At 59.4% G+C, this 14,139-nt stretch carries 11 protein-coding genes; 4 read left to right on the top strand and 7 right to left on the bottom strand.

Annotated elements, in window-relative coordinates:
- Window positions 1–32 precede the first annotated feature (32 nt).
- The 4 genes from ACX3M4_RS02760 to ACX3M4_RS02745 all read right to left on the bottom strand — a co-directional run bounded on the left by ACX3M4_RS02760 (window position 33) and on the right by ACX3M4_RS02745 (window position 4,537).
- Complete coding sequence (locus ACX3M4_RS02760; RefSeq protein WP_459357071.1) at window positions 33–1,355, bottom strand: homoserine dehydrogenase; 1,323 nt, start codon at window positions 1,353–1,355, stop codon at window positions 33–35.
- Window positions 1,356–1,376: 21 nt separating this feature from the next.
- Entirely contained in the window at window positions 1,377–2,594 is a 1,218-nt protein-coding gene (locus ACX3M4_RS02755; RefSeq protein WP_459357070.1) for an LL-diaminopimelate aminotransferase, read from the bottom strand.
- A gap of 281 nt (window positions 2,595–2,875) precedes the next feature.
- The gene (locus ACX3M4_RS02750) at window positions 2,876–4,111 is read right to left on the bottom strand and encodes a GGDEF domain-containing protein (protein WP_459357069.1); all 1,236 of its coding nucleotides are present in this window, start codon (window positions 4,109–4,111) and stop codon (window positions 2,876–2,878) included.
- A gap of 162 nt (window positions 4,112–4,273) precedes the next feature.
- Window positions 4,274–4,537, bottom strand: coding sequence for a hypothetical protein (locus tag ACX3M4_RS02745; protein ID WP_459357068.1), 264 nt, complete (start codon window positions 4,535–4,537; stop codon window positions 4,274–4,276).
- A gap of 341 nt (window positions 4,538–4,878) precedes the next feature.
- Here ACX3M4_RS02745 and ACX3M4_RS02740 point away from each other — a divergent pair, with 341 nt between their 5' ends.
- Window positions 4,879–6,684, top strand: coding sequence for a PHA/PHB synthase family protein (locus tag ACX3M4_RS02740; RefSeq protein WP_459357067.1), 1,806 nt, complete (start codon window positions 4,879–4,881; stop codon window positions 6,682–6,684).
- A gap of 71 nt (window positions 6,685–6,755) precedes the next feature.
- Here the strand turns inward: ACX3M4_RS02740 and ACX3M4_RS02735 are convergent, their stop codons facing one another.
- The gene (locus ACX3M4_RS02735) at window positions 6,756–9,053 is read right to left on the bottom strand and encodes a putative bifunctional diguanylate cyclase/phosphodiesterase (protein WP_459357066.1); all 2,298 of its coding nucleotides are present in this window, start codon (window positions 9,051–9,053) and stop codon (window positions 6,756–6,758) included.
- Window positions 9,054–9,448: 395 nt separating this feature from the next.
- Between ACX3M4_RS02735 and ACX3M4_RS02730 the strand changes: the two genes are divergently transcribed.
- Complete coding sequence (locus tag ACX3M4_RS02730) at window positions 9,449–10,009, top strand: DUF6653 family protein (protein WP_459357065.1); 561 nt, start codon at window positions 9,449–9,451, stop codon at window positions 10,007–10,009.
- Between the two features lie 15 nt (window positions 10,010–10,024).
- Here the strand turns inward: ACX3M4_RS02730 and ACX3M4_RS02725 are convergent, their stop codons facing one another.
- A complete protein-coding gene (locus ACX3M4_RS02725; RefSeq protein WP_459357064.1) occupies window positions 10,025–10,666 on the bottom strand; it encodes a hypothetical protein in 642 nt (213 codons plus the stop codon).
- A gap of 21 nt (window positions 10,667–10,687) precedes the next feature.
- The gene (gene speB, locus ACX3M4_RS02720) at window positions 10,688–11,650 is read right to left on the bottom strand and encodes an agmatinase (RefSeq protein WP_459357063.1); all 963 of its coding nucleotides are present in this window, start codon (window positions 11,648–11,650) and stop codon (window positions 10,688–10,690) included.
- 284 nt (window positions 11,651–11,934) lie between these two features.
- Here speB and ACX3M4_RS02715 point away from each other — a divergent pair, with 284 nt between their 5' ends.
- Both ACX3M4_RS02715 and ACX3M4_RS02710 read left to right on the top strand, forming a co-directional pair.
- Window positions 11,935–12,873, top strand: a complete 939-nt coding sequence (locus ACX3M4_RS02715) for a cation diffusion facilitator family transporter (protein ID WP_459357062.1) — start codon at window positions 11,935–11,937, stop codon at window positions 12,871–12,873.
- Window positions 12,874–13,010: 137 nt separating this feature from the next.
- Entirely contained in the window at window positions 13,011–13,934 is a 924-nt protein-coding gene (locus ACX3M4_RS02710) for a hypothetical protein (RefSeq protein WP_459357061.1), read from the top strand.
- The last annotated feature ends 205 nt before the right edge of the window (window positions 13,935–14,139 follow it).

Below are 14,139 nucleotides of genomic sequence, written 5' to 3'. Positions count from 1 at the left end.
CCCAGCAAGACGCCTGGGCGGGCACTCGCAGTTCAGTTCAGTTTTTCGATCCGGATCATCTGCGGCTTTTCGGCAACGACCCCCTTGGACATCACCACGTCAAGCGCTTCCTTGATCGCGACCTCGGTTGTTTCATAGGTGATCAAGATGACAGGTTGCGGCATGTCCGCATTAAATTTCACCGGTACGTCATCCTTTGCATGGCGCTTTTGGACGATGGATTCCAGCGAAATACCGGCCTCACCCATACATTTGGCGATTTCGGCAAATGCTCCCGGCCGGTCAAACACGGACAGACGGATGTAGTAGCCGCCCTCATGCAACCGCATGCGGGCACGCTGATAGGGTTTCAGATCCGCTGCGGGCATGCCAAGGACAGGTGTCTCGTCGCCCCGGGCGATGTCGGCAATGTCGGCAACGACGGAGGAAGCCGTGGCATTGCCGCCGGCACCTGGACCGACCAGCACGATCTCGCCGACGAAATCGCCGTCGACCGCAACAGCGTTCAAGACGCCGTCGATACGAGCAATGGCCGAGGACTTCGGCACCATGGTCGGATGAACCCTCTGCTCGATGCCTGTTTCCGTGCGCTGCGCAACACCGAGAAGCTTGATCCGGAAGCCAAGTTCATCCGCCGCCTGGATATCGGCCGTGGTGATCGAGGTGATGCCCTCGATGTAGATGTCGTCGCTGGCAATCTCCGTGCCGAACGCCAGGCTCGTCAGGATCGCCAGCTTGTGGGCGGTATCATTGCCTTCGATGTCGAAGGTCGGATCGGCTTCCGCATAGCCGAGCCGCTGCGCGTCGGCCAGGCAGTTTTCGAAGCTGATGCCGTCAGCCTCCATCCGCGTCAGGATATAATTGCAGGTGCCGTTCAGGATACCGTAGATCCGGCTGATATCGTTACCGGACATGGATTCGCGCAAGGTCTTGACGATCGGAATGCCGCCAGCCACCGCCGCCTCGTAGTTGAGGCAGGCATCGTGGGTCTCGGCCTCTGCGGCAAGATCGACGCCGTGGCGGGCGAGCAGCGCCTTGTTGGCGGTGACGACATGAATGCCGCGGCGGAGTGCTGCGCGTACGCTCTGCTCCGCCGGGCCGCTGTCGCCGCCGATCAGTTCGACAAAGATGTCAATGTCCGCCTTTTCCGCCATTTCGACCGGATCGGTGAACCATTCCATGCCTGACACGTCGACGCCGCGATCCCGCGTTCTGTCGCGGGCACTGACCGCGGTCACGCTCACGGCGCGGCCTGATTTGCGGGCGATCTGACCGCCATGTTTCGATAGGAGCTGCACCACGGCCGCCCCCACAGTGCCAAGGCCAGCGACGCCTACCTTCAATGCTTCAGCCATATGGAATTGGATCCGGTTTTATCAGACAGAGGTCCCGAGCGGGATGACGTTGTGCAGCTTTTGCTCCGCAGTTTCAAGGAAGCGGCGGATATTTCTCGCAGCCTGGCGCAGGCGCTGCTCGTTTTCCACCAGCCCGATGCGGACAAATTCGTCGCCGTGCTCGCCGAAACCGAGCCCCGGTGCCACCGCCACCTCCGCCCGCTCCAGGAGCAGTTTGGAAAATTCCAGGCTGCCAAGCGATCGGAACTTCTCCGGGATCGGCGCCCAGCAGAACATGGAAGCTTCGGGCGCCGGTATTTCCCATCCGGCCCGGCCGAAGCTGTCGACGACGACATCGCGCCGCTTCTTGTAAATCTCGCGCGTCTCCCGGATGCAGTCGTCCGGACCGTTCAGCGCTGCGGTCGCAGCCACCTGGATCGGGGTGAAGGCGCCGTAGTCGAGATAGGACTTCACGCGCGAAAGCGCAGCGACGAGACGCTCGTTGCCGACCGCGAATCCCATGCGCCAGCCGGGCATGGAGAAAGTCTTGGAAAGAGAGGTGAATTCGACGGTGACATCCATGGCGCCCGGCACCTGCAGCACCGACGGTGGCGGTGTGGCGCCGAAATAGATCTCCGAATAGGCCAGGTCCGACAGGATGAAGATGTTGTGCTTGCGCGCAAAGGCGACGACGTCCTTGTAGAAGTCGAGATCGGCGCAATAGGCGGTCGGGTTTGCCGGGTAGCACAGGATGATGGCGATCGGCTTCGGCACCGAATGGATGACCGCCCGTTCCAGCGCGTCGAAAAAGGCCGTGCCCGGCTCGGCCGGAATGTTGCGGATCGACGCTCCGGCCATCAGGAAGCCGAAGGTATGGATCGGGTAGCTCGGATTGGGACTCAGGATCACGTCGCCCGGCGCGGAAATAGCCTGGGCCATGTTGGCGAAGCCTTCCTTTGAGCCGAGCGTGGCGATGACCTGAGTGTCCGGGTCCAGTTTCACGCCGAAACGGCGGCCGTAATAGGCAGCCTGGGCCTTGCGCAGGCCGTGAATGCCCTTGGAGGCAGAGTAGCGATGGGTCCGCGGGTCCTGCACCACTTCAGTCAGCTTGTCGACGATGTGCTTTGGCGTCGGCAGGTCGGGATTGCCCATGCCAAGATCGATGATGTCCGCCCCCGCCGCGCGCGCCTTCGCCTTCAAACGGTTCACTTGTTCGAACACATACGGCGGCAGCCGCTTGATCTTATGGAATTCCTCCATGGGGCGAATCCTTGTGAGTTGACATTACAAGCTGCCCACCGTCCCAGGCGCGGCGACGGTGCAGCGGGGCCCTTTTAGCAGTCCGGATCAAAATGCGCATCCGTCTTTGCGAGGCTAGCCGACTAAATTTGCAGCGATTGTTGGAAAGAAAATCTCCGGCGGCGACGACCGGTTTGTTCAGGAAGGCTGAGGGAAGAAATGTCCGACAATTCCGGCAGATGCCGTCAGTAGCCTGGCGGTTTCCCTATGCTGAATTTTCGAATCGTGAAGCTGCGGCGCCCTCAGGCGGCCTTCTTGCGCAAGACAGAGAACCCCGACCGCTTGGCTTCCTTGATGAGGCGGCCGTTCGGTGCCAGGTCCATGCCGACAACCTGGGCGCAGCCCTGTTTCCTGGCCTTCTGGAGACCACGCTCAGCAGCTTCCATGGCCCGCTCAAGCAATGTTCCGGCATTTGCCGTGACGAGGCCGACGCTCGCCGTCACCATAAGCTTGCCACCGGACGCCTCCTGACACTCCACCCCGAAGCGCCTGCAAATCCTTTGCGCCGTAAGATGAGCCAGTTCTTTGTCGCTTTCTGGTAGAAACACGGCAAATTCGGAGCCGCCGATGCGGCTCGGCACCGCTCCTTCGCCAAGCGTGTCCTTGAGGATGCGCGCGAACAATTGCAGCAGCGCATCTCCCATCGCCTGGCTGAACCGTTCGTTCACTGCCTTGAAATCGTCCAGGTCGAACAAGATCACGCTGTAGCGATTGTCCCGTGCGCCATGCTCCTGAAGCCAATTCTCGGCTTCCTGCAGAAATGCACGCCGGTTGGACAGGCCGGTGAGATCGTCCTGAAGGGCTTTTTCCTTGAAACCAAGCAGCGTGCGCTCAATCACCATCGAGGCAGGCAGCACGATCGTCATGATGATCGCAAAGAGGATCGTCAGCAGATAGATCTTCATGAAGCCTTCCGGGAAGGCCGATTGAAAGCTTGGGAACTGGAGCAGGTTCTGATGGGTCGTGAACCACATGAACCCGGCCGTTTCGACCAGCGTCGTCAGGCCCAGCATGCGCGCCGAATAGAGCTTTTCCCGGTTCTCATAGAACGCCATCCAGATAACCCAGAGGCCGCTCAGGATCAGCACACCCTGCACGTAGTTCACCCTGGACAAAAAGCTCTCGTAGAACGGGGGAAAGGTGCAGAAGACCAGCCAGCTCAAAGCCAAGGCGGCAAACACCCAGACATGGCTGCGGCGTCCCAGAAACACGGCAAAACCGCTGCGGCGCATGCCTGTTCCAAGGATCACGAGGAAATTGGCTGCAACAATGCTGAAGACATCGGGAATTCCGCCCCGCATCGCGAGCAGCACCGTCCCAAACCCCGCGAGCAGCATGCCGGCCGACCAAAGCGCCAGGCTGCGCGCGCAGGCTCCGGAGCGCCCCGGCCAGAAGAGATAGAACAGAAACAGGATAGCGCTGCCGGCAAACTCGGCAACCATGATACAAGTAAACAGCGTTGGCGTGTCGAGCATCATCTAAATGATAACCTGCGGAAAATATGGGCGCAAGTTAGGACAGCACTCGTAAAGGAATGTTTAGGACTAAGGCACTTTTTGCCTACCCGGGCCGTTTGCCGGCGCCGGGTCCTGCAAATTCTGACGAGGTTTCACCTTGAAATCCTGACTGGTCGTCCAGGCCTATTCACCAGCGAGCGACTTCAGGTAGTCCTCAGTCTCTTTCCGCTCCTTCGGGTTGATGAGACCCGAGGATTCACCGGGATTGACCGGCGCTCCATAGCCTTTGGGTGCCGGGACGTTCGAATTGCCCTTGCCCGGATTGGTTTTTAACGCGTCAATCAGCGGCGTACCCGGACCGACGGCACAGGCCGAAAGTCCCAATGCGAGAGCCAAAGTCATCGCCAGACAGACGATCCGGCCCCACACCTCGTTCTCGTTCCTCAAGCACGCCTCCTCCGCGGCCCCAATACCCATCAAGCGCCCTATATAACCCATGCAACAGGCGGCGTCCTCTCCTTGTGCAGTCGATTTGCCCTCTTGGGAAAGCCGCTCCAATGCTTCGACCGCCCGGCCAAATGGGTGTTGCGCCGCCCTTTGAACCTGCACCGGAGCGAGGCCTGACTGAGGATTGAAATCCAATCGACGGACACGTTACCTTGTGTCATAAATATCTGATAGTTCAAAATATCAGCGCAAAAATAACGAGATAACGCGTTTGAACAACAAAGGCCCTCAGGCCTTCCCGGGCCGAATGGGGCAGTATGAACCGGAGGGAATTCCTGCCTATGGCTGATGACCGCCAGCATCCCATGTTGCAGTACATAATCAACAATCCCGAGGCGTTTGCCCAGAATCTCGCCAAGACGCTTGAGCAGGCCGGCAAGGCCCTCGCGGCCTATATCGAACCCCGGGAACAGGGCAAGATCACCCATGATTCCACCGACGAATTGACAGGGGTCGTCAAGACACTCGCCCAGGTCGGCGAATACTGGGCGTCCGATCCGCAACGGGCGATCGAGGCACAGTCCCGTCTCTGGGGTGGCTATATCGACCTGTGGAATTCCTCGCTGAAGCGCATGATGGGTGAACCCTCGACGCCCGCGATCCAGACACCGCCGCGGGACAAGCGCTTTGCCGATCCGGACTGGGAGAAGAACCAGTTCTTCGACTTCATCAAGCAGCTTTATCTCATCACCAGCAAATGGGCCGAGGACATGGTCCACGACGCCCAGGGTCTGGACGAACACACCCGCCATAAGGCGGAGTTTTACGTCACCCAGATCTCCAACGCGGTGTCGCCGTCGAACTTCGTGCTGACCAATCCAGAGCTCCTGCGCCTGACGCTGGAAAGCAACGGCGAGAACCTCGTCAAGGGCATGCAACATCTGGTGGAGGATCTGAAGACCGGCAAGGGTGAACTCAAGATCCGCCAGACAGATCCGTCGAAATTCAAGCTCGGCGAGAACTTGGGCATGACACCCGGCAAGGTGATTGCGCAGAACGACGTCTGCCAGGTGATCCAGTATGATCCCTCGACCGAGGAAGTGCTCAAGCGGCCGCTGATGATCGTGCCGCCCTGGATCAACAAGTTCTATATTCTCGACCTGAACGCCGAAAAATCCTTCATCAAATGGGCCGTCGACCAGGGCCACACCGTGTTCGTGATCTCCTGGGTCAATCCGGACGAGCGCCAGGCCCAGAAGAGCTTCGAGCACTATATGAAGGAAGGTATCCTCAACACGCTCGACGTGATCAAAAAGGCGACCCGCCAGGAAGAGGTCAACGCCATCGGCTATTGCATCGGCGGCACGCTGCTCGCCGTCACTCTCGCCTACATGGCCAGGATCGGCGACGAGCGGATCAAGACGGCGACCTTCTTCACCACCCAGGTGGATTTCACCTTCGCCGGCGACCTGAAGGTGTTTGTCGACGAAGAGCAGATTTCCATCCTGGAAAAACGCATGGCCGAACACGGTTATCTGGACGGCTCGAAAATGTCGTCGGCCTTCAACATGCTGCGTTCCAACGACCTGATCTGGTCCTATGTGGTCAACAACTATCTCAAGGGCCAGGACCCCTTCCCGTTCGACCTGCTCTATTGGAACTCGGATTCGACGCGCATGCCGGCGGCGAACCATTCGTTCTACCTGCGCAACTGCTATCTCGACAACAAGCTCTCCAAGGGCGAGATGGAGATTGCCGGCGAACGGCTGGATCTTTCCAAGGTGACGATCCCTATCTTCAACCTCGCCACCCGCGAAGACCATATCGCCCCGCCGAAATCGGTGTTCCTGGGTTCCGGCTGTTTCGGCGGTCCGGTCGACTACGTCCTTGCCGGTTCCGGCCATATTGCCGGCGTCGTCAATCCGCCCGCCAAGGGCAAGTACCAGTACTGGACAGGCGGACCGGCCAAGGGCACTCTGGAAAACTGGCTGAACAATGCCGAGGAGCATCCGGGCTCCTGGTGGCCCTATTGGGACGAGTGGATCCGCTCCCATGACGGCGGCAAGGTCAAGGCGCGCAAGCCCGGGGCGAACCGGATGAAGGTTCTGGAAGACGCGCCGGGGTCATATGTGACGATGAAGGTGTGATTAGAGAAGTTTTTTAAAGGCCGGAGCACCCTATCCGGCCTTTCGCCGTCTAATAGGGTGCCAGAGATTTCTTACCCGAAATGCGCGTCCAGGGGTGTCAGGGTCATCGCAAGAAGCTTGCCGAATTTCTTTGCGGCCATCGGCCGGCCGAAATGGAAGCCCTGGACGATCTCGCAACGGCAGCTTGCCAGAAAGGCCTGCTGCTTCGCAGTCTCGACCCCCTCGGCCACCACACAGAGCCCTAGCTCCCGTCCGAGCGAAATGATCGCCTTGGCGATGCTGCGGTCGCTTTCGTCAAAGTCGAGATCGCTGATGAAACTGCGGTCGATCTTCAGCCGGGTCAGCGGGTAGCTTTTCAGCGCCGCGAGACTTGAATAGCCGGTGCCGAAATCGTCGATGGCGAGTTTGACGCCGATACGGCGGAAATCGTCCATCAGCTCGATGGCCTGGTCCGAATTCTGGATCAGGAGGCTCTCGGTGAGCTCCAGCTCAAGGAAATTGGCAGGGAGGCCGGTTTCGTCGAGCGCTGCGCGCACATCCGAAATCAGGCCGGCATCGCGGAACTGGCGGGCGGACACGTTTACGCCGACGGTGATCGGCAACAGGCCCATATTCTGCCATTCCCTGTTCTGGCGGCAGGCTTCGCGCGTCACCCAGCGGCCAAGCGGCACGATCAGTCCGCTTTCCTCTGCCAGCGCAATGAATTCGCCCGGCATAAGCCGTCCAAGTGCCGGATGCTGCCAGCGCACCAGCGCCTCGGCACCGACGATACGGCCACTGACAAGATTGTATTGCGGCTGGTACTCCAGGAAGAACTCGCCATTCTCTATGCCACTGCGCATCTCTTCCAGAAGCGTCAGTTTGTTGACGGATCGCTCCGGCCGCGTGTGTTCGTAGACCTTGTAGCTGTCACGGCCCGAAGACTTGGCTTCGAACATGGCCTTGTCCGCATTGCGCAGGAGCTGCGCCGGGTTCTCCGCGTCGAGCGGATAGCAGGCGGCACCGATGCTGCAGGTCACGTGGAATGACAGGTCGCCGATCTGGATTGTCTTGATGATCTCGTCGCGCAGGTTCGCCATGAAGCTCCGCAGCGCTGGTTTGTGTGCGGTCTCGTCCTCGACGATGAGCACGAATTCGTCACCGCCGAACCGGATCGCGAGATGGGCGCCGCCATGCGTCGCCATGATCCGCTCGGCGATGATCATCAAAACCTGATCGCCAATGGCATGACCGAAACTGTCATTGACGAACTTGAAATTGTCGAGGTCGACAAAAACCACGGCAACCGGCTTGCCGCTGCTGTCGCTGGCGGCCACCTTTTCCTCCAGCTTCGACTTGAACTCCTGCCGGTTGGGCAGGCCCGTCAGGACATCGTGATTGGCAAGAAACCGGATCTTGCGTTCGGCGCGGTCGCGCTCGACGGCAACGGCCGCAAGACGGGCCGCCTCAAGCGCCAGCTTCAGGTCATGATCTGTTGGACTGCGGACTTCGTTCGTGTAGAGGCCGAAGGTGCCCAGCACCTTGGAATCCTTGCCAAAAAAGGGAACCGACCAGCAGGAGCGAAAACCGAATGGCCGAATGGCCTCGCGTACATCCTCCCACAATTCGTCCTTGAGCACATCCTCAACGATCACGCTCTCACGCCTATAGACCGCCGTGCCGCAGGATCCCATTTTCGGGCTGACCCCGATGCCTTCGGTCATCGCCACATAGTCTTCAGGCAGGTTTGGTGCAGCGGCTGAATGGAGCGTGGTACCCTCGTCGTCGACCAGCATCACGGAGCCCATGACGCCGTCGAGCTGGTTTTCAATCGTCAGGACAAGCGTTGTAAGCACGTCCTCCAGAGGTTTTCCATCGGCGATCTTCTGCAGAACCTTGTTCTGACCCTGCTGCAGCAAATGCGCACGCTTGCGCTCTGTGATGTCCCGGGAAATACCGACAATGCCGACCACCTCGCCCTCAGTATTGGCGACCGGGTACTTTGAGGAGGCAAACCATTTGCGCCGCCCCCTCTCCAGAACCATCAATTCCTCGAAATCTATCCGCGGTATGTTCGCGGCCATGATTTCCTGCTCGGTCGCGAAAAATCGTTCGGCCGTCTGCGTCGTATGCAGTTCCAGGTCGGTTTTGCCGATAAGTTGCGAGACGTCGTCCAGCCCCATATCAAGCGCAACCTGCCGGTTGGCCATGACAAAGCGCGAGTTCCGGTCCTTGACGAAAATATAGTCGGAAATGGCGTTGATGAGCGTCTGCAGCCAGTCGCCGGTGAGACGCAACTCGTCGTCCTTGCCCATCTGGTTCAGACGATTGAGCCGGTCAAGCTCGGAGGCCAGGGATGTAACGAGTTCTGAACCGGTGACGTCTTGCACTTCCTGGCTTTTCCCTAAGACCATATTACAGCCCGAATTCGATTTTCATCACCTTCAACGAGTTGGTTATTTTTGCCGATTTCAAGCTAAAAAACAATGAACTCGCCAAGGAAGACACCAATTCCTGCATTAACATTTCATTCTTTGATTCAATGCAACACAAACATGGCTTCATTATCCCAGATTTATCTATCATTCTCAGTATTTAATATAATAACTACTTACATTCTTCAGCGGATTTCATTGATATTTTTTACAGTACACATTCAGTTGTGCGCCAGTTTGACATTTGCCAACCTGCCTTCAAGGCGAGTATGATCGCTGGATAACTGAACCAGCGGCCTCGCTCCATGCAAACGTCCCAGCGCCCTTCCACAAACTCTGCCGGACCGGCATTGAACAAGACTGCCGGCCCGAAAAGCCCCGTTCCGCTTCTGAACGGCGGAGCAAGGCATCCGGCACCAGCGGCGACGGCCTTTATCAAGATCCTGACGCCTGCAATGCTGACAGGCTTGCTGTGGACCCATATCTGGATCGGCACGATCGCAGCCATGCTGCTTAGTATCGCCGCGTTTGCCGCCATGGTTGGTCTGACGAGGCTGCTTCGCGGTTCCGGCCGGAAAATCGGCTGGGCCAACCAGGTCGGTTACGGAGAAAAGATCTGGCTCAACAGGCTGTTGCTGCCGGTTCCCGCCGGCATCAACTACAGGCTCACAACCCTTTATGCCGTTTTCTGTGCTGGTGTTCTGGTAGCCGTTACCGGCAGTCTGACGGCACTGCCCCTCCTGTCGGCAACCGGGCTTCTGGTCGCCTACACCGCCCAGTTCGTCTGGTTCGGCAAGCTGATCGATCTCTATCGCATCATGAAGGACAGGAACCCGCTCTACCGCTTCTGGACTATCGAGCCGGGAAACGACAATTTCAGGAATGTGCAGGCACAGCGAACGCGTCTTTGAGCAAGCGCCTCGCCGTCAATCCGCCGAACTCAGTTCCAGACCCACGATTGCGGTCATGGAAAAAGCCGCAAGAGCCAATGCACCGTCACCTGTGACGAGATCGCTTGGCGTATCTGCACCGGCCAAGCTCAGAACCCAGTCCCGCCCGACGACAAAGCGCTTCAGGCCTGCGAACAATCCTCCACCGCCTTTTGCCTCTTCGCGATGACGGCGGGAAATTGCCCCTATGGGCACGCCGTCTTGAAGCAGCGCCAATCCTTCCGTATCGCCATTCAACATTGTCCTGACGATCTGTTTTCCTAGGCCCGCAGGGTCGCGCAATTCAAGGTCGGCACCCGCATCCGTCCGCTCAAGTTTCCAGCTGCTTGCAAGCAGTCCCGGTCCCGAGAGGCGCGCGAGACTTTCACCCTCTGCCGTGACGAGGGTCCAGGAGCCTCCTCCGGCATTCGACTGGCACACCAGCCGGCCAGCCTTGCCGGACCTTTGCCGGACATGCGTGAGACCACGCATATGTGAGGCTTCAAGATCGAAAACGAACGCCGCGTCCCCTTCCGGCGCTCCCGCACCCTGGAAGACCTGGTATTGCCTGGAAATACCCGCGGGCAGCGAGATGTTGCCCGGGGTTTTCACGAAGCGGAAGAAAAGTCCGTCCGACATGGCCAACCTTTCCTCACCTAGTCAGCGCGCCTGTGACTTTCGTTCCGCCAGCAGCCCGATATAGGTCAGGGCGACGCTGGCGCCGGCGATCGAGGTGATGTCTGCATGATCATAGGCCGGTGCAACTTCGACGACGTCGCCGCCGACGAAATTCACAGATCCAAGACCGCGCAGGATAGCCAGAGCCTCGCGCGACGACAGGCCGCCGGCAACAGGCGTGCCGGTGCCCGGCGCGAAAGCCGGATCCAGGCAGTCGATGTCGAAGGTCATGTAGGCCGGCCCCTCGCCCACCCGTGCCTTGATGCGGTCGATGACACCGGTGATGCCGAGCGTATCCATCTCATGGCCAAAGACGATGTCCAGGCCGCAGGTTTCCGGTGCATGGGTGCGGATGCCGATCTGGATGGACCGGCTTGGGTCGATCAGCCCTTCGCGTACTGCCCGACCCGTGAAGGTGCCGTGGTCGATCCGGTCGCCGAGATCCGGCCATGTGTCCTGATGTGCATCGAACTGGACAAGTGCCAGCGGCCCGTGCCGCTCAACATGCGCTTTCAGTAATGGATAGGTGACGAAGTGATCGCCGCCGATGGAAAAGAGATGGGTCCTCATGGACAGAATATCGGCCGCCTGAGCCTGGATGTGGCCAGGGATGTCGGCGTTTCGGCCGTAATCGAAGACGCAGTCACCATAGTCCACGCAGGCGAGATCCCCGAACGGGTCCATGTGGAAGGGATATTGCGGATCGCCGTCGAAGATAGCCGATGCCCGGCGCACTCCCTGCGGGCCGAAGCGCGCGCCCGGCCGGTTGGAGACCGATGCGTCGAACGGAATGCCCCAGACGGCAAGGTCGATGTCCGTCAGGTCCCGGCTATAGCGGCGGCGCATGAAGGACAGAGCACCGCCATAGGTCGGCTCATGCGAGCCGCCCTTGACGGAATTTCCCAGAAATGCGTTGTCGGTTTCCCGCGGCAATTCTGCAGTCATGACAATTTCCTTGAAGTGTTTTGTGGCAGGTGGGATGGCGCGCCGGCCGGAATGGAACGGCGCTGGCTGCCGGGTGTGTCATTGACCGGACACCCGAGGACGGTTTGTCGACACCGGTTTTACCAGTGATGCGGTGCCGCGCCAATCCCGGTCGGCACACGCCGCTGAGCAAGCTCTGCCGAACAGGGTTTCCGGGAGCGACCAAACAGGAATTGGTCCTTGAAAATCAAAGCGATCTGTCGAAAGATTGCGCGCAACTCCCGTCCCGCAAGAAAGATCCCGTCATGAGCGACCACGGACCGCATGTCCACGCCGAAGGCGAAGCCCATGTGCATTCCAACGCTCATGGCGCTGCTGATGACCATGGGCACGATCACACGCCGGAGGTGACCGACCGCAATGCCAAGGCGGTGGCCTTGGCGGGCCTGCTGATCGCAGCATTCATGTTTGCGGAACTCATCGGCGGCTGGCTCGCCGGGTCATTGGCGCTTATGGCCGATGCCGTGCACATGGTGACGGATGCCGCCTCCCTCGGCCTTGCCTGGTGGGCCTTCCAGCAATCCAGGAAACCGGCGGATGCCCGCCTCACCTACGGCCGCGACCGCTTGCCGGTATTGATCGCGTTTGCCAATGCGATCTTCCTGCTGGTGGTGACGGCCTGGATCTGCGTGGAGGCAGCCGGCCGTTTCGTCGAACCGGAAACCGTATTGGCCGGCCCGATGTTCATCATCGCCGTCATCGGTCTCCTGGTAAATATCGGAGCCTTCTTCATCCTGCAGCAAGGGGGCGACGGGTCGCTCAACATGCGTTCGGCCATCCTGCATGTTCTGGGGGACCTGCTCGGCTCGGTCGCGGCGATCGTGGCCGCCGTCGTGATCTATTTCACCGGCTGGTATCCGATCGATCCGCTTCTCTCGGTCTTTGTCGCGCTTCTGATCGTGCGCTCGGCGGTCTCGGTGCTACGTCAGTCGGCGCATATCCTGCTTGAAGGCGCACCGGCGGACATCGACCGGGACAATCTGAAGGCCGATCTCCTGAACGAAATCGCCGGCCTTTCGGATGTCTATCACATTCATCTCTGGTCTCTGGCGGAAGGCCGGGTGAACGCGACCATGCATGCCGTGATCGCCGCGGACAGAGCGCCCGAAATCGTTCTGCAACAGATGCGCCAACGCTTGAAGGACCGGCATGGCATCGGCCATGTGACCATCGAGATCGGCTGAACTTCCCGACTTTTTCTTTCAGCCCCGCGATACACCCACGTATTCTACCTATGCGCGATCATGAACAGCCGATCCCTTTAAGATTGAATTTTTGCCTAAATTACGTTAGGTTAGGCATCTCATTTGGAGGGCGCAGGATGTCTGATTTTCAGGAGGCCCGGGCGCAGGATCCAGCAGCACCGGACCAGAACGACACACCGAAAAAATCCGCACGATCGCTCGGAACGTCGACGATGGTCACAATCTATATTTGCGCGGCGATCGGTGGAACCATCGCTGCCATTGCCGATCTGGTGCAAAAGGAACAGGCCTCAGCCGTCCTGAAGATGACAACCATATCGGCGCGCCACCTCAACCTTGCCGTACAGCCGCTCTATATCTTTGCCGCCATCGTCGTGCTGGGCGTTCTCCTGTGCTTCGTTTTCCAACCGGTCAACCGCCGTGCAGGGTTCGCGGTTGGTGCCGGCGTCATAGCCGCCATCATGACCGTCACGCCCTATCAGCCGCTGCAAAGCGGCAAGCCTGCGGAAGCCGCCGGCGGGACGAGTTCCCTTCTAAATGGCAGCCTGCAGGTCGCTTCCTCCGACGCCGGAGTGTTTCTCCTGGCCGGCAATTCGGTCGACGTCGCCATGATCCCGATCCGGAACGACCTCGCGATACCAGTCGAGGTCAAGGTGTCGTTCCATGATCGAAATGGCAACCAGGCCTACCAGCAAGTTCAGGCGATTGCCGCCGGTGGCACGGGTCTGTTCGAATTCACGGCCCTTTCCGACAGCGGGCGGATCAACGGCGAAGTTTTTCTGGAAGTCGGCGGAGAGCGATCTTCCTACGTCGAAACGGCCGGGACCGCCCCCTATCGCAGCCCGGCCCTGCTCCTCACTCAGGCGGTCCCCGCCTTTGCCCAGGCCCAAGTTGACAGACAGGCCCTGCAGAGCTTCAACACAAGAACGGCAACGGCAAGCAGGCCAGCCAGCGACACCGAGATCCGGCAGATCTACAACAAGCCTTCCGGGTTCTTCAATCAGCTTCAGCAGAAGCTTCTGACTCCGCGAAAGTGGTAGCCGCCGATCGGGGCCCCTGTCCCGGCCCCAACCCGGCCATTGAACCGAGACATTGAACCGAGCCCTTCCGCCGGACCTTGTATTCGCAAAGCTTTTGCAACTTTATCCAATCCTTGATTGAGGCGACGCACCGCCCGCCTATGGACAGTGTCCGTTCTACCGTTGCCGCAGATCCGGGGCAGGACTAAAACAGGGGTCGTATCGA

The sequence above is a fragment of the Roseibium sp. M-1 genome (assembly GCF_054515675.1).
Note: the sequence above shows the minus strand (reverse complement) of the source record. Positions and strands in the feature narration are given on the sequence as shown.

Bases quoted from the DNA above. Each gene is read 5' to 3' on its own strand.
- ACX3M4_RS02760 (WP_459357071.1), bottom strand. From the start codon at position 1,355: ATGGCTGAAGCATTGAAGGTAGGCGTCGCTGGCCTTGGCACTGTGGGG.
- ACX3M4_RS02755 (WP_459357070.1), bottom strand. From the start codon at position 2,594: ATGGAGGAATTCCATAAGATCAAGCGGCTGCCGCCGTATGTGTTCGAA.
- ACX3M4_RS02750 (WP_459357069.1), bottom strand. From the start codon at position 4,111: ATGATGCTCGACACGCCAACGCTGTTTACTTGTATCATGGTTGCCGAG.
- ACX3M4_RS02740 (WP_459357067.1), top strand. From the start codon at position 4,879: ATGGCTGATGACCGCCAGCATCCCATGTTGCAGTACATAATCAACAAT.
- ACX3M4_RS02725 (WP_459357064.1), bottom strand. From the start codon at position 10,666: ATGTCGGACGGACTTTTCTTCCGCTTCGTGAAAACCCCGGGCAACATC.
- speB (WP_459357063.1), bottom strand. From the start codon at position 11,650: ATGACTGCAGAATTGCCGCGGGAAACCGACAACGCATTTCTGGGAAAT.
- ACX3M4_RS02715 (WP_459357062.1), top strand. From the start codon at position 11,935: ATGAGCGACCACGGACCGCATGTCCACGCCGAAGGCGAAGCCCATGTG.
- ACX3M4_RS02710 (WP_459357061.1), top strand. From the start codon at position 13,011: ATGTCTGATTTTCAGGAGGCCCGGGCGCAGGATCCAGCAGCACCGGAC.